The organism is Acinetobacter sp. YH12255 (genome assembly GCF_013417355.1).
Taxonomy (GTDB): domain Bacteria; phylum Pseudomonadota; class Gammaproteobacteria; order Pseudomonadales; family Moraxellaceae; genus Acinetobacter; species Acinetobacter pseudolwoffii.
Genome location: NZ_VPEC01000003.1, coordinates 134,034 through 154,788, shown reverse-complemented (window position 1 = coordinate 154,788; position 20,755 = coordinate 134,034). Strand labels below are relative to the sequence as shown.

Annotated in this window: 17 protein-coding genes and 2 rRNA genes; 12 read left to right on the top strand and 7 right to left on the bottom strand. The window is 45.6% G+C overall.

What is annotated here, in order from left to right; translation table 11 throughout:
- The 5 genes from FTV30_RS02585 to FTV30_RS02565 all read left to right on the top strand — a co-directional run.
- Window positions 1-81 (top strand): 23S ribosomal RNA (locus FTV30_RS02585); the annotation flags it as partial.
- Window positions 82-273: 192 nt separating this feature from the next.
- Window positions 274-388, top strand: a 5S ribosomal RNA gene (gene rrf, locus FTV30_RS02580).
- Between the two features lie 156 nt (window positions 389-544).
- On the top strand, window positions 545-1,738 hold the full coding sequence (locus tag FTV30_RS02575; RefSeq protein ID WP_180000955.1) for an MFS transporter: 1,194 nt from the start codon (window positions 545-547) through the stop codon (window positions 1,736-1,738).
- 224 nt (window positions 1,739-1,962) lie between these two features.
- Window positions 1,963-4,374: a YgiQ family radical SAM protein gene (locus tag FTV30_RS02570; protein ID WP_005169087.1), complete on the top strand. Its 2,412-nt coding sequence runs from the start codon at window positions 1,963-1,965 to the stop codon at window positions 4,372-4,374.
- Between the two features lie 399 nt (window positions 4,375-4,773).
- Entirely contained in the window at window positions 4,774-5,322 is a 549-nt protein-coding gene (locus FTV30_RS02565; RefSeq protein WP_100355216.1) for a DUF2726 domain-containing protein, read from the top strand.
- Between the two features lie 53 nt (window positions 5,323-5,375).
- On the opposite strand, the gene FTV30_RS02560 is transcribed toward FTV30_RS02565, so the two are convergent.
- Both FTV30_RS02560 and shiA read right to left on the bottom strand, forming a co-directional pair.
- Entirely contained in the window at window positions 5,376-5,732 is a 357-nt protein-coding gene (locus tag FTV30_RS02560) for a RidA family protein (protein ID WP_100355215.1), read from the bottom strand.
- Complete coding sequence (shiA, locus tag FTV30_RS02555) at window positions 5,722-7,032, bottom strand: shikimate transporter (protein ID WP_180000954.1); 1,311 nt, start codon at window positions 7,030-7,032, stop codon at window positions 5,722-5,724. The genes FTV30_RS02560 and shiA overlap by 11 nt, the downstream gene beginning before the upstream one ends.
- 15 nt (window positions 7,033-7,047) lie before the next feature.
- On the opposite strand from shiA, the gene FTV30_RS16190 reads away from it, so the two are divergent.
- The gene (locus FTV30_RS16190; RefSeq protein WP_257225523.1) at window positions 7,048-7,176 is read left to right on the top strand and encodes a hypothetical protein; all 129 of its coding nucleotides are present in this window, start codon (window positions 7,048-7,050) and stop codon (window positions 7,174-7,176) included.
- A 78-nt stretch (window positions 7,177-7,254) separates the two neighbouring features.
- Here FTV30_RS16190 and dinB read toward each other — a convergent pair whose 3' ends face one another.
- The 4 genes from dinB to mdtD form a co-directional block, all read right to left on the bottom strand.
- Window positions 7,255-8,310 carry a DNA polymerase IV gene (dinB, locus tag FTV30_RS02550; protein ID WP_180000953.1) on the bottom strand — a complete coding sequence of 352 codons (1,056 nt, stop codon included), beginning with the start codon at window positions 8,308-8,310 and terminating at the stop codon, window positions 7,255-7,257.
- A gap of 20 nt (window positions 8,311-8,330) precedes the next feature.
- Complete coding sequence (locus FTV30_RS02545; protein WP_180000952.1) at window positions 8,331-9,347, bottom strand: MBL fold metallo-hydrolase; 1,017 nt, start codon at window positions 9,345-9,347, stop codon at window positions 8,331-8,333.
- Between the two features lie 58 nt (window positions 9,348-9,405).
- Complete coding sequence (locus FTV30_RS02540; RefSeq protein WP_180000951.1) at window positions 9,406-10,185, bottom strand: GH25 family lysozyme; 780 nt, start codon at window positions 10,183-10,185, stop codon at window positions 9,406-9,408.
- 67 nt (window positions 10,186-10,252) lie between these two features.
- On the bottom strand, window positions 10,253-11,644 hold the full coding sequence (gene mdtD / locus FTV30_RS02535) for a multidrug transporter subunit MdtD (RefSeq protein ID WP_180000950.1): 1,392 nt from the start codon (window positions 11,642-11,644) through the stop codon (window positions 10,253-10,255).
- Window positions 11,645-11,979: 335 nt separating this feature from the next.
- Between mdtD and FTV30_RS02530 the strand changes: the two genes are divergently transcribed.
- Window positions 11,980-12,954 (top strand): hypothetical protein, encoded by a 975-nt coding sequence (locus tag FTV30_RS02530; protein ID WP_004644890.1) that lies wholly within the window; start codon window positions 11,980-11,982, stop codon window positions 12,952-12,954.
- A 60-nt stretch (window positions 12,955-13,014) separates the two neighbouring features.
- On the opposite strand, the gene FTV30_RS02525 is transcribed toward FTV30_RS02530, so the two are convergent.
- Complete coding sequence (locus FTV30_RS02525; protein WP_180000949.1) at window positions 13,015-13,635, bottom strand: TIGR00730 family Rossman fold protein; 621 nt, start codon at window positions 13,633-13,635, stop codon at window positions 13,015-13,017.
- Between the two features lie 332 nt (window positions 13,636-13,967).
- Here FTV30_RS02525 and FTV30_RS02520 point away from each other — a divergent pair, with 332 nt between their 5' ends.
- From FTV30_RS02520 to parC, 5 genes are all read left to right on the top strand, one after another.
- On the top strand, window positions 13,968-15,545 hold the full coding sequence (locus FTV30_RS02520; protein ID WP_159516354.1) for a TerC family protein: 1,578 nt from the start codon (window positions 13,968-13,970) through the stop codon (window positions 15,543-15,545).
- 73 nt (window positions 15,546-15,618) lie between these two features.
- The gene (locus FTV30_RS02515; protein ID WP_100329438.1) at window positions 15,619-16,083 is read left to right on the top strand and encodes a YchJ family protein; all 465 of its coding nucleotides are present in this window, start codon (window positions 15,619-15,621) and stop codon (window positions 16,081-16,083) included.
- Between the two features lie 61 nt (window positions 16,084-16,144).
- On the top strand, window positions 16,145-16,789 hold the full coding sequence (locus FTV30_RS02510; protein WP_005108433.1) for a trimeric intracellular cation channel family protein: 645 nt from the start codon (window positions 16,145-16,147) through the stop codon (window positions 16,787-16,789).
- 130 nt (window positions 16,790-16,919) lie between these two features.
- Window positions 16,920-18,239 (top strand): MFS transporter, encoded by a 1,320-nt coding sequence (locus FTV30_RS02505; protein ID WP_005169062.1) that lies wholly within the window; start codon window positions 16,920-16,922, stop codon window positions 18,237-18,239.
- A gap of 165 nt (window positions 18,240-18,404) precedes the next feature.
- Window positions 18,405-20,624, top strand: coding sequence for a DNA topoisomerase IV subunit A (parC, locus tag FTV30_RS02500; RefSeq protein WP_180000948.1), 2,220 nt, complete (start codon window positions 18,405-18,407; stop codon window positions 20,622-20,624).
- The last annotated feature ends 131 nt before the right edge of the window (window positions 20,625-20,755 follow it).

The window sequence follows — 20,755 nt, the reverse complement described above, 5'->3', positions numbered from 1 at the left end:
CTACGACGTTGATAGGTTGGATGTGGAAGCATAGTGATATGTGAAGCTGACCAATACTAATTGCTCGTGAGGCTTGACTATACAACACCCAAACAGTTGTTGTATAAAGCTCGATTGATTCGATATTCAGCAAAATAGCTTGATTCAGAAGACCGTTAGTAAGACAATGTTCAACTCAGATATACCTGTTAATGTATTCTATTTGGTACGAAGTAAGGCAAACACTACAAAAAAGTAGTTAAATAAGACCCGAACAAGTCCATAAACAGTTGTGCTGGCGACAATAGCAAGAGTGAACCACCTGATCCCTTCCCGAACTCAGAAGTGAAACCTCTTTGCGCTGATGGTAGTGTGGGGTTACCCATGTGAGAGTAAGTCATCGCCAGCTCATTATTCGAAACACCCCCTGTATAAGCAGGGGGTGTTTTTTTATGCGCGGAAAAAAGAAAAGTAGGGAAATGAGTAAAATTGAGCAGGATATCGCTTAAAAACCCGGCGCTCATCAAAATAATAGGCATATACTAGCGGAGTCTATGGAGCTGATATGCCCTTAAATTCATCTTCAAGCCATATTGAATATGGTTCTCCTGCGTTTAAAGCAGTACTTTTTTCCTTATTTCTTGCCGGCTTTGCCATTTTCTCATCTTTGTATTGCCTACAGCCGATGATGCCCATTTTGGCAGATTATTTTCAGGTCAGTCCGACTCAAAGTAGTTTTCCCTTATCACTTTCTACTCTTGCCTTAGCCATTGGTTTGCTATTTACCGGACTGATTTCAGACCGTTTCGGACGTAAACCGGTGATGGTCTGCTCCCTGGCATTGATTGCAATTTTGTTAATGCTCAGTTCGATACTATCTCTTTGGTCGGTATTCTTATTGATTCGGATCTTGATTGGTCTCTGTGTCAGTGGTGTGGCGGCAGTCGCCATGACTTATATCGGGGAAGAAATTGCCGAAAAAGATATCGGTTTCGCCATGGGCTTATATATTTCTGGCACGGCAATTGGCGGTATGGGAGGGCGTTTGATTGCCGGAGTTCTAGTTGATTTTATCTCTTGGCAATCTGCTACTCTGATAATTGGTATTTTAAATATCTGTATTGCAGGATTATTTTATTATCTATTGCCGGCATCGCAACATTTTAAAGCTTATCCGATCAAGTTTAATCGATTCAAAAACTCATTCAGGCATAATCTGGCCGATCCGAAACTTCGGATTTTATTTCTGCAAGGTTTTATCCTGATGGGCTGTTTTGTCTCGATATTTAACTATCTCAGCTATCGTTTGCTTCAGGCACCTTTTGAATTATCACAGGCCTGGATTGGTTTAATCTCGGTGACATATTTGGCTGGTATTTATAGCTCCCCCCGAGCGGCACATTGGGGTCGGCATTATGGTAAATTCAAGACATTGGTCGTCATGATGCTGATGATGCTCCTTGGATTAACACTCATGCTGCTCAACCAGCTGGCTCTGGTCTTTATCGGATTACTAATCTTCACTTTTTCATTTTTTGCCGCGCACTCTACTGCAAGTAGCTGGGTGTCGATCCAGTCGCTACAATATCGGGCAGTCGGTTCTTCGCTATATTTATTCTGTTATTACCTCGGTTCCAGTGTGTTGGGCAGTTCGAGTGGACTGGTCTGGGAAAATTATGGTTGGAGTGGATTAACTGCATTTATTGCGCTACTGTTGTTGAGTGGTCTGGCATTCAGTTTCAAGCTCCGCTCAGATTAGAACATCGTATTTAGATTTTTCTCTATAAAATAAACCCTGTGCATTTATCTTGCGGATCATTTTGCTTTCAATTCTGATGATGCCCAAGTTTTGATTCGCTTAGTTCCTGATTTTGTATAAATTATAATCAAGCAAGCTGGGTCTAATTCATGGTAAAATGATCGGCTTTCATCTTTGATCTTATTTTAGATCTCCTATCATCTGCCAGCCGAGAATTGCTAGCCATGTCTACTGCTTATACCATGCAGACTGCGCCAAAAGCGTTGTTTGATTACGACAAATATTGGGCGTCTTGTTTTGACCCTGCGCCTTTTTTGCCGATGTCACGCGAGGAAATGGATCAACTCGGCTGGGACAGCTGTGACTTTATTCTGGTCTGTGGCGATGCCTATATTGATCACCCGTCTTTCTGTTCAGGTATTATTGGCCGGGTATTAGAAGCCCAAGGCTTTCGTGTCGGTATTATTGCACAGCCAGACTGGACCAACGTGGATGCGTTCCGCGTTCTGGGTAAACCGAATATTGCTTGGGGGGTAACGGCAGGGAACATGGATTCCATGATCAACCGTTATACCGCCGACCGTAAAATCCGCTCGGATGATGCCTATTCCCCAGATAATCAGCCAAATAAACGTCCAGACCGTGCAGCAACTGTATATTGTCAGCGTGTCCGTGAAGCATATCCAGATGTGCCTGTATTATTAGGTGGAATTGAAGCTTCTCTGCGTCGTATTGCACATTATGATTACTGGTCAGATAAAGTCCGTCGTTCAGTGTTGATGGACTCAAAAGCCGATCTTTTGATGTACGGCAATGGCGAACGCTCAATTACCGAAATTATGCATCGTCTGGCGCGTGGCGAAAAAATTCACGAGATTACCGATGTTCGCGGTACTGCGTTCATTGTCAATAAACATAACCGTGCATCGAAAGCAAAGTTTGTCGAAATTGCCTCGAATGATGTTGATGCGATTGGCCGTGTCGATCCAATCATTAACCCTTATGTGATGACTGAAGATCTGGAAGGTTGTGAAATTGAAAAAGACAAAGATAGTCTGACTCAATATCAAGGTTTCCAGAAAGAGCCTGTCGCCAATCCGATTGTGCGGGCCGGCGATGAGCTAGATCCTGATACGCAAATCGTGCAATTACAACCCGCTTCAAAAGCAATTAAACATAAATTACCACCGCGTGAACTGGCCGTAATTCGCTTGCCTGCATTTGAAGAAGTGGCTGCAGATCCGGTGCTTTATGCCCATGCCAACCGAATTTTGCATTTAGAAACCAATCCGGGCAATGCCCGTGCCATGGTACAAAAGCATGGTGAACGTGATGTCTGGCTAAATGCGCCACCAATTCCGTTGACCACGGAAGAAATGGACTATGTGTTTGACCTGCCTTATGCACGTTTGCCACATCCTGCTTATGGTGAAGCGCGTTTTCCAGCGTTTGACATGATCAAGTTCTCTGTGAACATCATGCGTGGCTGTTTTGGTGGCTGTACCTTCTGTTCGATTACAGAACATGAGGGTCGTATTATCCAGAACCGTTCTGAAGAGTCAATTCTGCGTGAAGTGGAAAAAATCCGTGATACGGCGCCGGGCTTTACCGGGATTATTTCAGACCTAGGTGGCCCGACAGCCAACATGTACCGTCTGGCCTGTAAAGATCCAGAGATTGAAAAGAACTGCCGTAAACCGTCGTGTGTCTTCCCGGGCGTTTGTCAGAACCTGCATACCGATCATGCACCATTGACCCAGTTATACCGTAAAGCACGTTCATTACCGGGTATTAAGAAGATCTTGATTGGTTCTGGTTTACGTTATGACTTAGCGGTTTTAAACCCTGAATATGTCAAAGAATTGGTAACCCATCACGTCGGTGGTTATTTAAAAATTGCACCGGAACATACCGAAAAAGGCCCACTCAATAAAATGATGAAGCCGGGAATCGGAACCTATGATCGTTTCAAACAGATGTTTGAACGTTATAGTAAGGAAGCCGGCAAGGAACAGTATCTGATTCCTTATTTCATCGCAGCGCATCCGGGGACTACCGATTACGACATGATGAATCTTGCGATTTGGTTGAAGAAGAACGGTTTCCGTGCTGACCAAGTACAGACCTTTTATCCATCACCGATGGCAACGGCTACCACCATGTATTACACCGGTAAAAACCCGCTTGCCAAAGTGGCACGTTATACTGAGCAAGTAGATATTGTCAAAGGTGATAAACGTCGTCGTCTGCACAAAGCTTTCTTGCGTTACCATGATTCAAACAACTGGCCGTTGTTGCGTGAAGCTCTGAGAGAAATGGGTCGTCAGGATTTGATTGGTAACTCCAAACAGCATTTGATTCCGACTTATCAGCCTGCTGGCAGTGCAGAAGGTCAATACCAGTCTGCGCGCAAGAAAAACTCGACAGTGGCGGGTGATTCGCAGAAACGTACCGGTGAGCAGGGAAATCGTGGCAAGGCTGCACAAGCTCAGTCCCGTCCTTCAAATACCAAGAAGCGTCCTGAGCGTGGTCAAATCCTGACCCAGCACACAGGCCTACCGCCGCGTGAAACAGGGGATGCCAAAAAACCATTTGGTGGATCAAAGCCGAAAGCAAAGCCTAAATCACGTGCATAATTGAGTTAATAGAAAAGACACTTCGGTGTCTTTTTTTAGCACTTAGGTAAAGTAACGTAGCTTGAAACGAGGACTGAAAAATGTAAAAGGATGTATTATTTACATTAAGTCTGGCTTAAAAGTGATATAAAAATAACACTTTATCGGAATTGTTCTACAGTTGGGCAGATTTGTATTGCGATCAATTCTAGGGATGTTTTAGAGTGCATTATCAGTACTTTAAATCCACTTTCATTGGCATTCAAAAAGATGTCATTTTAGGTAACACAAAATCGAGTTTTGATACCGGTTGTATGGGTATTTAAGCAGATTGGTTGTTAGCTCTATTTAAAATAAAGCGTGGGTTTATACTGCACAACAATAAAACAAAAATGATTATAAGAATGCAAGGATTTAGGCATGACCACCTATATTATGATTGGGAGTTTCCTGCTCTTCTGTGTCGTGCTCATGGCATGGAAAAAGCTCGGAAATAATTCCAAACCACAAGACAGCGCGTTGAAGCAGCGTGCTATTTTTAACCTGAATGAGCAATTGACCTTCACGCGCTTGAAGGAAGTATTACCTGAATATATTGTTTTGGCCCATGTGTCCTATGACGCCTTAATGACCACCAAATTTAACCGGACGCGACATAAATATCGCAACCTGACTGCAGATTTTGTGATTATGGATCAACAGCATCAGATTATAGCCATTGTGGCTGTGGATGATCCTTTAATCTTGAAGCGTCCACAGCAGACTGGTTTTCAGGATGCCTTGTTGAGTATGGCCGGTTATCGGGTGATTCGCTACGATGATGTGCCGGAATATTATCAGTTACGAGAAGACTTTTTGCAGGAGCAAGCGCACATCAAGAAAGCCGCTAAAGATAGCGTTAGCAATGATCTGAAAAAATATTATTTATATTCAGATTTAGAGCGCAGTAAAATCAAAGCAGTAGGTTAAAATAAAAAAGCATGCCATGAGCATGCTTTTTTATGCATATCGATTTTGCCACATTATTCTGGTTTGACGGCCACGACTGTCATTTCAACCAAAACCCGTGGATCATAGAGTTTTGCTTCTACACAGGTCCGAGGCAGCGCTTCGATATCAGCGACCCAGGCATCCCAGACTTCATTAAAAGCCGCATAGTCACGCTCAATATCCTTGAGATAAATAGTGACCGACATGATGTGACTTTTATCAGTGCCGGCATCTGCCAGAAACTGGTCAATAATATCTAAAGTCTGTTGAGTTTGCCCTTTAATATCCAGTTCAACATCTGTGGCCAGCTGGCCGGCAAGATGCACCAGATTACCGGCAATGGCAATTTCCGAAAAGCGTTTCGATACGTGTAAACGTTCAACTGTCATGTTGTTCATCCTGAGTTTTGGGCATCAGGGCTGCGACCAGTGCAGTCAGCAGACAACCCACCGCCAGATAGATGGCTACATAATGCCATGAACCATCCGCCCAAATCACCAGTGCCGCTGCAATAAATGGGGTAAAACCACCCCCAATGATGCTCGCCACCTGATAGCCAACTCCGGCACCGCTGTAGCGGTATTCTGTGCCAAACAGGGAGGTGAAAATCGGTTGATGGACACTAACCACCATATCGTGTGCAACGTTCGCCAGTAAAATTGCGCCAACAATAATCATCCAGGTGTTTTGTGCATCGAGCGCCATAAAGAATGGAAAGGCCGAAAGCGCACCAATCAAACCACCCCAGACACACATTTTCTGATGATTGAATTTATCCGCCAGCCAGGCAAAGAAGGGAATACTGAAACAGCTGATTGCCCCGACCATCAGGGTGATATTCAGGAAGAACTGTTTGTCCATGCCCAGATTGCTAGTCGAATAGTTGAGGGCAAAGTTGGTGACCAGATACATGGTTAGCAATTCAGTCAGACGTAAAGCAATGATATAAAAGAAAGCTTTAGGATGTTTGCTAATCGCCTGCAAGATCGGCAGCTTTTCTGGCTGATGGTCTGCTTTCACCACCTTTTCTACAAACTCTTGCGATTCATCCTGATCACGGCGGATCCACATTGCCACAGCTAACAGTACGATGCTGGCCAGAAAGGGAATACGCCATGCCCACTCGGCAAAGGCTTCTTCACCCAGTGTCGCAATAATAATTGACACTGCACCGGTCGCCAGAACCAGACCGACGCCGTAACCGACCTGAACCCCACTGCTATAAAAGGCTTTTTTTCCTTTTGGTGCATTTTCTACAGCCATGAGGGCTGCACCACCCCATTCACCACCGACGGCAAAGCCTTGCAAGGCACGACAAAACACCAGCAGTACCGGAGCCCACCAGCCAATTGCTTCAAAATTTGGCAGCAGACCGATCCCGACCGTGGAAATTCCCATCAGGACCACAGTCAGCACCAGCATTTTTTTACGGCCGAGCTTGTCACCAAAGTGACCAAATACCACACCGCCTAAAGGACGGAACAGGAAGCCGACCCCAAAGGTGGCCAGTGCCGCTAGGGTGCCCATGTTCTCGCCAATACTAGAGAAAAACTGATCTTTAAAAATTAAGGCTGCAACAATGCCGTAAAGGAGAAAATCATACCAATCGACAACAGCACCAACAAAACTAGATAGCGCAGCTTTACGTGCGCGTTGTTCTTGAACAACAGAAGAATTTACGGAAGACATGCAGGAGGGGATTCCATGAGTTACATCAGAGTTGCCCTGCAATATTCGGATTTGATCGTCACGCTAATCACAGGACAGCATGCTGAAAGTAAAGGTGATTTTCAGCATCTCAGCATATACATGGATAATGCATTGCGCAGATAGAGTACTCTAAAAAATCAAAATATAAAAATAAAGTTGCTGTATTTTTAAACTGATGTTCAAAACATGAACAAAAGTCGTTTAGAGCAGTAATAATTGGGTTTCAGTCTCGGGGGCGCTGAGTTGATAGACGCCGACACCGATCAGCCGGAATTGCATCTGCGGCGCGATATGCAGATCATCCAATAGTAAGTCCAAGGCTTGTGCTAATTCTTGCGGACTGCGCAAGAGCTGCTTAAAACTTTTACTGTGTTGCATCACCTGAAAATTCTTGAGCTTTAATTTGACCGTCACGCCGCGAGCCGAAAGTTGTTTTTTTTGCAAGCTTTGCCACAGTTGTGCAACTAAAGCTTCCCAATAAGAATGGCACTGATTTAAATAAAGATCATCATCAAAGGTGGTCTCTTTGGAAATCTGCTGACGTTCCCGTTCTACTTCGACTGGTCGTTCATCAATGCCTTGCGCATATAAAAACAGCCGCCGTCCATATTTACCAAAATGCTGAATCAGAATGGCTTCATCCATCTGTTGTAAGTCACCCAAGGTATCCAGATTCAGGCTTTTCAGTTTTTCCTGGGTGACTTTACCCACCCCGGGAATTTTCTTCAGCGGCAGATTCTGAATAAAACGCTGCACCTGTGAGGGCTTGATCACACAGATGCCATTCGGTTTGTGCCAGTCCGAGGCAATTTTGGCCAGAAATTTATTCGGTGCCACGCCGGCAGAAGCAGTCAGTCCAGTCACTTGAACAATATCCTCCCGAATCCGCACGGCGACCTCGGTAGCACTCGGAATCTGTTGTAAATTTTCTGTGACATCCAGAAAGGCTTCATCTAGCGATAAAGGCTCAATCAGGGCGGTATATTGCTGGAAAATTTGATGGATCTGTGCAGAAACTTGACGGTATTTGGCAAAGTCCGGCTCAATTACGATGACCTGCGGACAGAGCTTGCGCGCCTGTCCCATCGACATGGCAGAACATAGACCATATTCGCGTGCCGGATAGGAGGCAGCCGCAACCACCGCCCGGGGATGATGCGAGGCAATCACCACAGGCAGGTGTCTGAGTTCTGGACGTTCACGCAGCTCGACCGAGGCATAAAACGCATCCATATCGATATGAATAATTTTGCGCATAGCCGCTATCTTAAGGGGCTTTAATCGGATTGGGAAGCGACGGCTGAGTTGAGTAAATAGGGTTGCGGTCCGCTGAGCAGAACGACTTTTGTTCCTTGTGCCTCGGCGGCCTGAATCAGAAGATTCAAACTTTTTGGCGTGTCATCGGCAAGACGGGGTAAAAATTGTAGCGGCTGGCTTAAAGGCTGGAAAAAATCATCCCAATGTATCGGGATGACCACTTTGGGTTTGAGCGTTTGCAGGGTTTCAGCCAGATAGTGCCGCTGATAGTCATTGGATTGTCTGGAGAGCTGGGCAATACCCAAAAATAACGTATCGACCTGCAGGTTTTTAAATTGGTCCGGGATAAATCCGGTACTGGCCTTGACCAGAATCTTGTGTCCTGAATGCTCAATCAGGTAATCAAAACTGCCGCCTTCCTTAAATTCGGAAAATTTGGCCGGCAGGGCTAAAGGTTGGAATAACTCTTCGCCTAGGTCATCATTTACCGCTGTGGCTGGCGTATGTTGTGAAGGAATTGCGGTTACTTGAAATTTGTTGACGTGCTGTATTTGCCTAGGCGTGACGGAGTGTAACTGCTGCGGACTTACTTTGGGATTTGCCCGGGCGATATTCAGGCTAGTGGGTGAACCGATGACAGCGGTTTCAGGAAGCATTTCCAGTAAAGCCGGTAGATCCAGAACATGATCATAATGCGAGTGACTGACCAGAATGGCTTTGGCCCGGTGCAGTTCATGCTCTTGAATTAGCTGCCTTAATAGCACGCTATCACTCTGAATTGGACCGCTAAGCACTTGCGACAACGACGGCCGGCTAAAGAAACCATCTATCAGGATCTGATCCTGACCATCATCCAGCAACAGGGTGGAAACACCGAAAAATTTAACGTTTAGTCCAGAACGAGAGGAACTGCTTTGCGGCTGCCAGTTCTGAAAGTCACTGAGCTTGCCTGAAGGTTGCAGTAGATAAGCCAGCGCACCCGCTATGAGCAGCAGAACAATCACCAGACTGAGTAAAATACCTTTAATCCATTTCAAGATTTTTATTTCCTTATTTTTCTACTTTTATAAAGCGCTTGTTTTCAATCGATCGATTTTATTTGGCCTGATGAGTAGATGATGGTACTGCAATTGCATTCATTCTCAGAAAATCCAGCCACTGCTGTTCTGAGCCATAGAACACATTCAGATCCACAGTTGTACTAATGCCGGGAATTTTACCCTGATTGCTATGTTGCCAGAAGGTCCATTTGGGCTGGTTGTTTAAATCGGGCAGACCCTTATACTCGCGTACCCAGAGTGGCACTTCGGGAAAATATCCTGCCAGTACAATATTATAAAATGCTTTAGAAATATAGAAAATTGGCTGTTTGCCATAATGCTTTTGCAGGGCATCGTGCATGATCTGGATTTCGTTTAGAAGCTGCTCTTTGGAATAGGTATTGATGCAATTGCTGTCATATTCCAGATCAATCACCGGCGGTAAAGCATTGGCTTGCTTGGGGACGGAGTCGATAAAGTTCTGTGCCTGAATGCTGCCATCGCGACAAAGCCGATAGAAATGATAGGCACCAACCAGAAAGCCGCGTTCCCGGGCCTTGAGCCAGTTCTCTTGAAAACGCGTATCTTTAAAGTCACCACCTTCTGTGGCTTTCAGATAGACAAAACGGTATTTTTCCGGCGAAATCTGCTGCCATTGAATTTCTTTTTGATGATGTGATACATCGAAACCCTGGATCGGATAATCTGCTGCATGCGCAGAAGGGGCTTTAATCAGGCAAAGATAAATCATGGCGATAATCATCACGGCGATCAGAATGCCAAGCCCGATGAAAAGCGGCTGTTTGAATCTGTTCAGAGCCAGATTTTTTTGCATTTTCAGTTCTTACCTGTATCTAAACCTGAGCTTAAAGGCTGCATTCGCCTGGCGTTAATATATCGTATTAAACAGGGGTGTTTTTAGGAATATGCCAGAAAATATAAGCCGCAATAATATTGATACAGCCTAAACAGATCAGTGACACATGAAAAGCAGCCACCAGATTGTCAGCGCCGTAATAGGCACTCAGCATGTTGACCAGGGTGCCTGCCAGCGCCACCCCGATACTCATTGACAGCATCATGATCATCGACAGGAAACTGTTGCCGCTACTGGCATCCTGCTGGCTTAAGTCCTTTAAAGTCAGGGTATTCATCGATACAAATTGTAGGGAATTTAAAATGCCGAAGATAAAGAAATGAATTGCACGCAGCCAGATCGGGGTGTCCGCCGTGGTCAGGGCAAAACTGGCAATACATAAACCCACCAATAAGGTATTGACCAGCAAAACCCGACGATAACCAAAACGCTGAATGATTTTTCGGATAATCGGTTTAGACGCCAGAGAGCCGAGTACGATTGGAATCATCAATAGACCGGTAATAAAGGGCTCAAAACCAAAGGCGACTTGCAACATAAGGGGGAGTAAAAATGGAATCGAGTTACCGCCAAGACGGGCAAAAAAATTCCCCAGAATGCCAATCGCATAAATTTTATTTTTAAAGAGCCGACTGCGGAACAGGGCGTTGCTATGCGTATGCGAATGATAGGCATACATCAGGGCCGCCAAGATTCCGGCCAGAATCATACTCAGACTCCACCACAGCGAATTTTGTGGACTGGCAAAATTTTCAATTCCCAGACAGAGTCCCACCATGGCCACAACCAGCAAGACAAAGCCCCAATAATCAAAGCGAGCGACCAGCGGTTCAATGACATTCGGCATGGCCTTAAAAGTAATCAGCGCTCCCAGTAAGCCAATCGGCAGATTGATCAGGAAAATCCATTGCCAGGACAGATATTCCACCATCCAGCCCCCAAGAGTTGGACCAATCAGGGGGCCAATCAGGCCGGCCAGACTCATTAGGCTCATGGCGGCCAGAAACTGGGTACGGGGAATGATCTTGAGCATGGCCAAACGGCCGACGGGGAGCAGTAAGGCGCCACCCATTCCTTGCAAGATCCGATAAGCCAGTAATTCATTCAGACTATCTGACCAGGCACAGCCCAAAGAGGCCAAAGAGAAAATAATAATTGCAGCAAAATAGATATTTCTGACGCCGAAACGGTCTGCCAGCCAGCCACTCAAGGGAATACAGGCTGCAACAGACAAGACATAAGCCACCACAACACTGTGCATGCGTAAAGGATCGGCCTGTAGGTTATGTGCAATCGCGGGCAGAGCTGTATTAATAATGGTGGTATCCAGCCCCTGCATAAAAAATCCGATCGATACCAACAAGACCAGCAGTCTGAATTCGGGATCTAAGGCTTGATGCGTAGGCGTGGCATTCATAATTCTGGAAAACTGAAAATTTTGAATAGTTTAAAGGAAGATTAAGGCACAGGTGTAGTGAATACGTGTGAACTTTTTTGCAAGATATAAATCAGTTATAAGTGTAAAACTCATAACAAAGTGAGTATTTATCAGATCGGAGCTCCATAGCTGTAAAGAGCGATAAAAATAAAATTAAAGCAGTACTTTTTTGTTTATAAACAGCTTTCTCTGTCAATTTCATCTTCATCAAATGAAAATATGACAAAATTGTCATGAAAATGAAATAAAACCGTCATAATCTTGGGCCAACTTTTCAGCAATGCTGAAATCTCCTCGCGTATAGGTTTGTTTTTATGACAATCGAGATTTTGATGGTGATCGGCTTCTGTTTAGCCGCTTATTCTATTGTCGGAAATGATGTACCTCAAACCTTAGGGACATTTATTTCCTCGAATTCACATCGTCCATGGTGGGTGTTGTGGATTTATATCAGCTCAATTTTAATTGTCGTATTGGTCTATGGTTGGTATGCATCCGGGGTGGGTGATGCCTCATACGGCCGTTTAGAAACGATTCCTTTCCCTGAAGGTGGCATTACCTGGCTGTACATTGTGCCGCCTATTCTCCTGTTAATGCTCACCAAATACGGGATTCCAGTCAGTACCACCTTCCTGGTTCTTACGATTTTCTCTCCTGCCAGTCTAGGCTCGATGATGGTGAAATCGATGATGGGCTATGCGGTGGCCTTTGTGGTGGCGATTGTCATCTATCGTTTTGTGGTCAAGCAACTGGCACGACATTTTGCCAAGACACGTCATCAGGAGCACTCCAAGGTCTGGATGGGCTTGCAGTGGGTCTCTACCGGTTTCCTGTGGAGCCAATGGCTGATTCAGGATCTGGCCAACATCTTCGTGTATGTGCCGCGTCAGGTTCCGTTTGAATTCCTGATGTTTGCCATTGCGGTATTTGTGGTCTTGCTGGGCGTCATTCTGTATCAACGTGGTGGGGCAATCCAGAAAATTGTCGATACTAAAACCGGCGTGACTGACATTCGTGCTGCGACGATTATCGACTTCCTGTATGCCATTATCCTGTTGATCTTTAAAGAATGGAGCAATATTCCAATGAGTACTACTTGGGTGTTCCTGGGCTTACTCGCAGGTCGTGAATTTGCCATGTCGATGATTCTGGATGAAGTCAACAAACATCGGACTTCACGTAATGTCAGTGCAGATGCGATGAAACTGATGTTCGGTCTGGCCATGTCTGTGATTCTGGCGACCACATTGCCGATGTTCTATGATTTTGTGACGAATTATGGTCAATAACTAGCAGCCATAATCCATAAAAAAAGCGAGCCCAGTGCTCGCTTTTTTACTTTGAATGCTTTAAACCACAAATCTTTGTGGAGAGCCTAAATTGGTTAAAGTTGTATAAATTTCTTCTTCGTGTTCACAAATGATCAGTTTGGCGCGATGCTGTGGCGGTAAAAAACCATCTTCGACAGCGCGGTCCAGCTGCATAATCAAGGCATCATAAAAACCGTTAACGTTATATAGCATCATCGGTTTCTGATGCTGGTTCAGCTGACCCCAGGTGGCAATTTCCAGAATTTCCTCAAACGTGCCCAGTCCGCCCGGTAGTGCCACAAAGGCACAGGCCCGCTCAGCCATCATAGCCTTACGTTGATGCATGCTGGTCACCACATGTAATTCAGTGAGCTGGTTATGGGCAATTTCATAATCCAGCATAAATTCGGGAATCACCCCAACGGCTTCACCGCCATGCTGGATCATGGCATCCGCGACCTGTCCCATCAGGCCAATACTGGCGCCACCATAGACTAGCCCGAAACCATGTTCTGCCAGTCCTTGCGAGAGATGAATGGCTTTTTCTAAATAAACCGGTTTGTTGCCTGCACGTGAACCACAATAGAGTGCCACTAGAGGGCGAGTTGTTTTTGGGGAGTTGTCTTTAAAATAATCTGTCATTTGAATTACGCTTTGCATTTATTTTCTTCACCTTATCATTTTTCTTTCTGGTGACTCTAGCTTAATTAATAAATATGACAATTCTGTGTGCGGCTACATTTTCACTGCAATAGGGCTCAGCAAAATTCATCGATAAACAGCCATGAAAACAGGTGAATTTCAAATTGATCTTGATATACTGAAAATTGGTTTCACAACAATAGAACGAAAATGGGTAGTGGTAGTTGGCCGTGTAACGCTATAAATCGCCGTCAAGTAATTGGTATTGTTCAATATCAAAAATATTATGCTGTTTCATTACAGTCTCGGTTCATTCAATGCTGCAGTCCTGAGCTTCAGGAGCCAAGCGTATGATCTTTGAATGGATGTCGGACCCTTCAGCCTGGGTCGGTTTACTCACGTTAATTGTTCTTGAGATTGTACTCGGGATCGACAATCTGGTTTTTATTGCCATTTTGGCGGAAAAACTCCCACCAGAACAACGTAATACTGCACGGGTTGTGGGCTTAATGCTGGCCCTGGTGATGCGTTTGATCTTGCTGGCTTCGATTGCCTGGGTCGTAACGCTCACCGATCCACTGTTCCAGATCTTTGATCATGCTTTCTCGGGCCGGGATCTGATTCTATTGTTTGGTGGGGTATTCCTGCTGTTCAAAGGCACCATGGAACTGCATGAGCGTCTGGAAGCCAAACCTGTCATTAAAGAAGAAAATCCGGTACATGCGGTATTCTGGATGGTCATTGTCCAGATTGTAGTCCTGGATGCGGTATTCTCGCTCGACAGCGTGATTACTGCGGTGGGCATGGTCAAAGACCTGTCTGTGATGATGATTGCCGTGATTATTGCCATCGGGATTATGCTGTGGGCATCCAAAGCCTTGATGGATTTCGTCAATAAGCATCCGACCGTGGTGATTCTGTGTCTTGGCTTCCTGATGATGATCGGTTTCTCGCTGGTGGTAGAAGGCTTTGGTTTCCATATTCCGAAAGGTTACTTATACGCAGCAATTGGCTTCTCTGTCATTGTCGAGTTTATTAATCAGACCATGAAACGCAATCAGGAAAAAATGGTGACCACCACGGATATGCGTTACCGAACTGCTTCTGCAGTGATGCGGATGCTCGGTGGTAAACCTGCTCAGGACAATGATTCTTCGGAGCCGGAAGATGTTCTGGCAACCCGTGCCTTTGCTGATGAAGTCTTTAATGATGACAACGGCATCTATCACAGTGTCATGGTGCAGGGAGTTTTGGGTCTGTCTGAACGTCCGGTAAAATCGGTGATGACGCCGCGTCCCGAACTGGAATGGATCGATCTGGACAATGATGCCGACAGCATCAAAGCACAATTGTTGCAGATGAGCCACTCGCGTCTGATCATCGCTCGCGGCGAACTGGACAATATTGCCGGTGTGGTGCTGACCCATAAAGTCCTGAATGAATATATTGAAACTGGGGTGCTGGACTTTGAAAAGCATTTACGTGAGCCAGTCATCGTGCATGAAAATGCTCAGGTACTGATGGTGATGGATCAATTGCGTCAAGCACCCTTACAGATGGCAATTGTGCTGAATGAATATGGCTCAATTGAAGGGATTGCCACGCCGATTGATATTCTTGAAGCGATTGCCGGTGAATTTCCAGATGAAGATGAGCTGCAAGTGGCAGCAGAAAGTCTGGATGATGGCAGCCTGATTCTGGACGGTTCCACCGATATTCGTCACGTTTCCTTGCTGCTGGATCGTGATCTGGTCAATGAAACTGAAGAATATTCGACCTTATCTGGCTATGTGTTATTCCATATGGCACGTTTACCGCATAGCGGTGAAAAGTTTGAAGCAGACGGGCATATCTTTGAGGTGGTGACCATGGACGGTCATAAGATCGATAAAGTGCATATCATTCCGCAGCTTCCTGCGCAGGACTAAACTATAGTCAGCGTTGGGTTGGTAAAGTTTGCTAAAATAGCCCGCATCGTCGGGCTATTTTTATGGAACTGAAATGTCAGAAGCATGTCCATGTGGACACGGTGAATATCATAGCTGTTGTCAGCCCTTACATACTGGACAACAGGTCGCAGAGACTGCGCAGCAACTGATGCGTTCCCGTTATAGTGCCTTTGCCAAGCATGAAATCGATTACATCAAAACCACGACTGCGCTGGGTCAGCAGCAGGCACTGGATTTGCAAGCCATTAGCGATTGGAGCAAAGCCAATCAGTGGTTAAAGCTTGAGATTATTCAAGCCAATGAAAAATTAGATAAAAATCACGCCTTAGTCGAGTTTAAGGCGCATTTTCATGATGGCAAGCAGGCACACGTGCATCATGAAGCTTCGCATTTTGTAAAATTTGAAGGCCACTGGTATTTTCTGGACCCGACCACGGAGCAGAAAATCAGCATGAAACAGGTTTGCATTTGTGGCTCGGGGAAAAAATTTAAGCAATGTTGTGCGGGATTTTTATAACTTTCACATAGATTTAGCTTAGAATAAGCGCCATCTCAAAGCCTCAGGTGGAAGCAGGGCGATGTTACTGACCGTCATCTATATTATTGCAATTACCGCTGAAGCGATGACCGGGGCACTGTCTGCTGGCCGGCGCAGCATGGACTGGTTTGGTGTCATGATCATTGCCTGTGTTACGGCACTGGGTGGTGGGTCGGTCCGTGATGTTCTGCTTGGACATTATCCTTTAACCTGGGTCAAACACCCCGAATATCTGGTGCTGACCTGTTGCGCTGCTTTCGTCACCATCCTGATTGCAAAATGGATGCGCCAGTTACGTAATGTCTTCCTGGTACTGGATGCCTTGGGTCTGATTGGTTTTACCATTATTGGCTGCCAGATTGCTCTGGAAATGGGACATGGTTTTGTGGTGAGTGCCGTTGCAGGTGTCTTGACCGGTGTATCCGGCGGGATTTTGCGTGACATCTTATGTAATGATGTACCTTTGGTTTTCCGTCGTGAACTGTATGCCAGTATTGCTTTTGTTTCAGTGATCTTTTACTGGCTCTGTAGCCATTACGGCTTGTCGCAGGACCTGACCATTCTTTCTACCCTGATTTTCGGCTTTAGCTTGCGTTTGATCGCCATCTATTTTGGACTGGAAATGCCAAAATTCATTTATAAAGAAGATGATGAACACTCGGCATCTTCCAAAGACGAATCCTGATTTGTAATCGTCATGAATGCGGCTATAAAAAATAGCCGCATTCAGCTTAATTCATAGTATAAAAAATACAAAGCAGCCTACCTGTTGAGAAAGCAGCATCTCCCGTTCCACCTGATCAGAGATTTTTGTTATGGATTTAGTTTCTCGCATACAACGCTTACCGATTGGTCGGTTTCATTACACCTTGCTGGTGGTGATTGGACTCGGTTGGATGTTTGATGCCATGGATACCGGATTGATTTCCTTTATTCTGGCAAAAATGGCTGAAGACTGGCAGATGACTGCGGATCAAAAAAGCTGGGTAGTGTCGATTGGTTTTGTTGGTATGGCAATCGGTGCAATCTGTTCAGGTGGTCTGGCAGACCGTTTCGGCCGTAAAACCGTATTCGCTGTGACACTGGTGATTTATAGCTTGGCTACAGCGGCCTGCGCTTTTGCACCGAATTTGACCTGGTTGTTGGTGTTTCGTTTTATCGTCGGTTTAGGTCTGGGTGGACAGTTACCCGTGGCAGTGACGCTGGTCAGTGAATATATTCCTGCGCATGTGCGTGGCCGTTTTATCGTATTGCTGGAAAGCTTCTGGGGACTGGGCTGGTTGGTTGCGGCTCTGGTATCGCGCTTTGTCATTCCGGATTTTGGCTGGCAAACCGCTTTCCTGATCGGTGGTCTGCCTGCGCTATATGCGATTGTGATCTGGAAAATGGTGCCGGAATCTATTCCATTTCTGATTAACCGTGGCCGTGTAGAAGAAGCTTCGGCCCTGGTGAAAAAGATCGAGCGTCAATGCGGCGTTGAAGTTTATGAAATCTTTGAAGTGAAGCCGGTCGCAGAGAAACAGCATATTTCATTTACCCAGTTGTGGTCGGGTATCTTTGCGCGTCGTACCCTCATGCTGTGGCTGATCTGGTTCGGCATTATATTTTCTTATTATGGCATCTTTACCTGGTTGCCAAGTTTGCTGGTCAAAGAAGGCTATAGCATCGTCCAGTCCTTTGAATACGTGCTGATTATGATTTTAGCGCAGTTGCCCGGTTATCTGGTGGCAGCATGGCTGGTCGAAAAACTCGGTCGTAAACCGACCTTGGCAGGTTTCATCGGCATGTGTGCCATCTCGGCATATTTCTTTGGCCAGTCGGGCAGTGTCACCGAAATTGTGATCTGGGGCTGTCTGATGTCCTTCTTTAATCTGGGTGCTTGGGGCGTGCTTTATACCTATACACCAGAACAATATCCAACCAATATCCGTGCTTTTGGTTCAGGCTGGGCTGGCGCAGTAGGCCGAATTGGGGGCATCGCAGCACCTTTTGCTGTCACCCATCTGATGGGCATGCCAAATGGTTTCAGTTATGTCTTCACCATGTTTACTGCGGTTCTGGTTGCCGTTGCAATCGTGATTCTGGTTTTGGGTGAAGAAACCAAAGGCAAGACCCTTGAGTCGATGGGCTTATAAACTTGATGAATTTTTAGTTGCTTAGGGTCTATAAAGTGGATATTTTTAGGCCATAAGACACAAATTGTCGCGCTGAGGCATTTGATGCTCTTGTGTCATCCCCAGCCGCGACATAGCATAAGAAACATTGATACAAAAACGAATTATTTAGGACTATAGGTTGTTATGACAAGCCTTGCGCATCATGCGACAGAAAACCGCTCCGTAGCAGAATTTACCGAACAAGCTTATCTGAATTACGCCATGTACGTGATTATGGATCGGGCATTACCGCACATCAGTGATGGCCTGAAACCGGTACAGCGTCGTATTGTCTATGCCATGAGTGAGCTGGGCCTGAAATGGACCAGCAAACCAAAGAAATCTGCACGTACCGTCGGTGATGTACTCGGTAAATATCATCCGCATGGCGACTTGGCCTGTTATGAAGCCATGGTCTTGATGGCACAGCCGTTTAGCTATCGTTATCCGTTTATTGAAGGACAGGGCAACTGGGGCTCACCCGATGATCCGAAGTCTTTTGCCGCAATGCGTTATACCGAAGCCAAACTGTCTCAGTACAGTGAACTGTTACTGTCTGAACTGGGTCAGGGTACCTGTGACTGGCAGGACAACTTTGACGGTTCGATGAAAGAGCCGGTGAACTTGCCGGCACGTGTACCGAATATTCTCTTAAATGGTACAACGGGAATCGCCGTCGGTATGGCCACCGACATTCCGCCGCATAACCTGCGTGAAGTGATTAAAGGCACCATTGCCCTGATTCGTAACCCGAATCTGACCGATGAAAAAATCTCAGAATATATTCCTGCGCCGGACTTGCCGACCAAAGCAGAAATTATTACCCCACCTGCTGAACTGTTAAAAATTCAGGTCACAGGTCGTGGTAGTTATCGTATGCGCGCGGTCTATACCGTCGATAAAAATGAAATTGTGATTACCGAACTGCCATATCAGGTCTCAGGCTCCAAAATCATCACCCAGATTGCCGACCAGATGCAGGCCAAGAAACTGCCTTTGGTCAGCGATGTACGGGATGAATCGGATCATGCCAATCCAACCCGTTTAGTGATTGTATTGCGTTCTAACCGGATTGATGCCGAAGCGGTGATGAGTCATTTATTTGCCACCACTGATCTGGAATCGAGCTACCGTGTCAACATGAATATGATTGGTGCCGATGGCCGTCCACAGGTGAAATCGATTCGTCGCATTTTACTGGAATGGATCGAGATCCGTAAAACCACGGTGACCCGTCGTCTGCAATATCATCTGAACAAAATCGAAAAACGCCTGCATATTCTGGGGGGGCTGATCATTGCCTACTTGAGTATCGATGAAGTGATTCAGATTATTCGTGAACAAGATCAGCCCAAGCCCGTGTTAATGGAACGCTTTGGCATTGATGAGATTCAGGCCGAAGCCATTCTGGAGCTGAAATTGCGTCATTTGGCCAAGCTTGAAGAAATGGAAATGCGCCGTGAGCAGGACGAGCTGGAAGCGAAGGCTGCGGTGATTCGTGAACAGCTGGCCAATCCGGAATCTTTAAAAGCGCTGATCATCAATGAACTGAAAGATGATGCCAAGAAATTTGGCGATGATCGCCGTTCGCCACTGGTGCAACGTGCCGAAGCTGCTGCGATTAATGAAAATGAAATGTTACCAGCCGATCCTGTGACCGTTATTTTGTCAGAAGCCGGCTGGATTCGCTGTGCCAAAGGCCATGATGTTGACGCTGAAAATCTGAATTTCCGTGCCGGTGATCAATATCTCAGCCATGCACAGGGCAAATCCAATCAGCGTGTCTATATATTAGATGAATCGGGACGTAGTTATGCCTTGCCAATCAATAACCTGCCGTCGGCGCGTGGTCTGGGTGAACCTTTAAGTTCAAAATTATCACCTGCCAGCGGCATCGGCTTTAAACAGGTCTTTGTTGCAGAGGATGAGACGGAAGTCCTGGCGCTGAGTAACAAGGGCTATGGTTTTAAAACCCAGGCCAAACAGCTGGATACCAATGCCAAAGCAGGGAAGGCCTTCCTGAACTTATCCGATGGGGCGCAAGTCATGAGCCTGCAGCCACTCGAAGATGCCACGCATGTTGCACTGCTCAGTTCAGCAGGACGCCTGTTGATTGTCGATTTGGCAGAATTGCTTGTATTGAACAAAGGTAAAGGAAATAAATTGATACAACTTGAAGGTGGTGATCAAATTTTGTCCATAACAATATTGAAGCTTGATGAAATAATTCAAGTGCTTGCAGGACAACAGCAGTTAAAATTAAAAGGGGATGATTTGCAGAAATATATCGGCAAGCGCGGTGCAAAAGGACAGCTTTTACCACGCGGATATCAAAAAGCAAATAAACTGTTGATTCAAAGATAAGACTAGCATCCATCCTGTAAAATACGTTATATATGAACAACGATTCAACAAGATGGATGCAATATTGCACATATACAAGTCTAAAAATGGCGTGTGATATTGAAAAAAACAGTTGAAAACACTAAGGATTA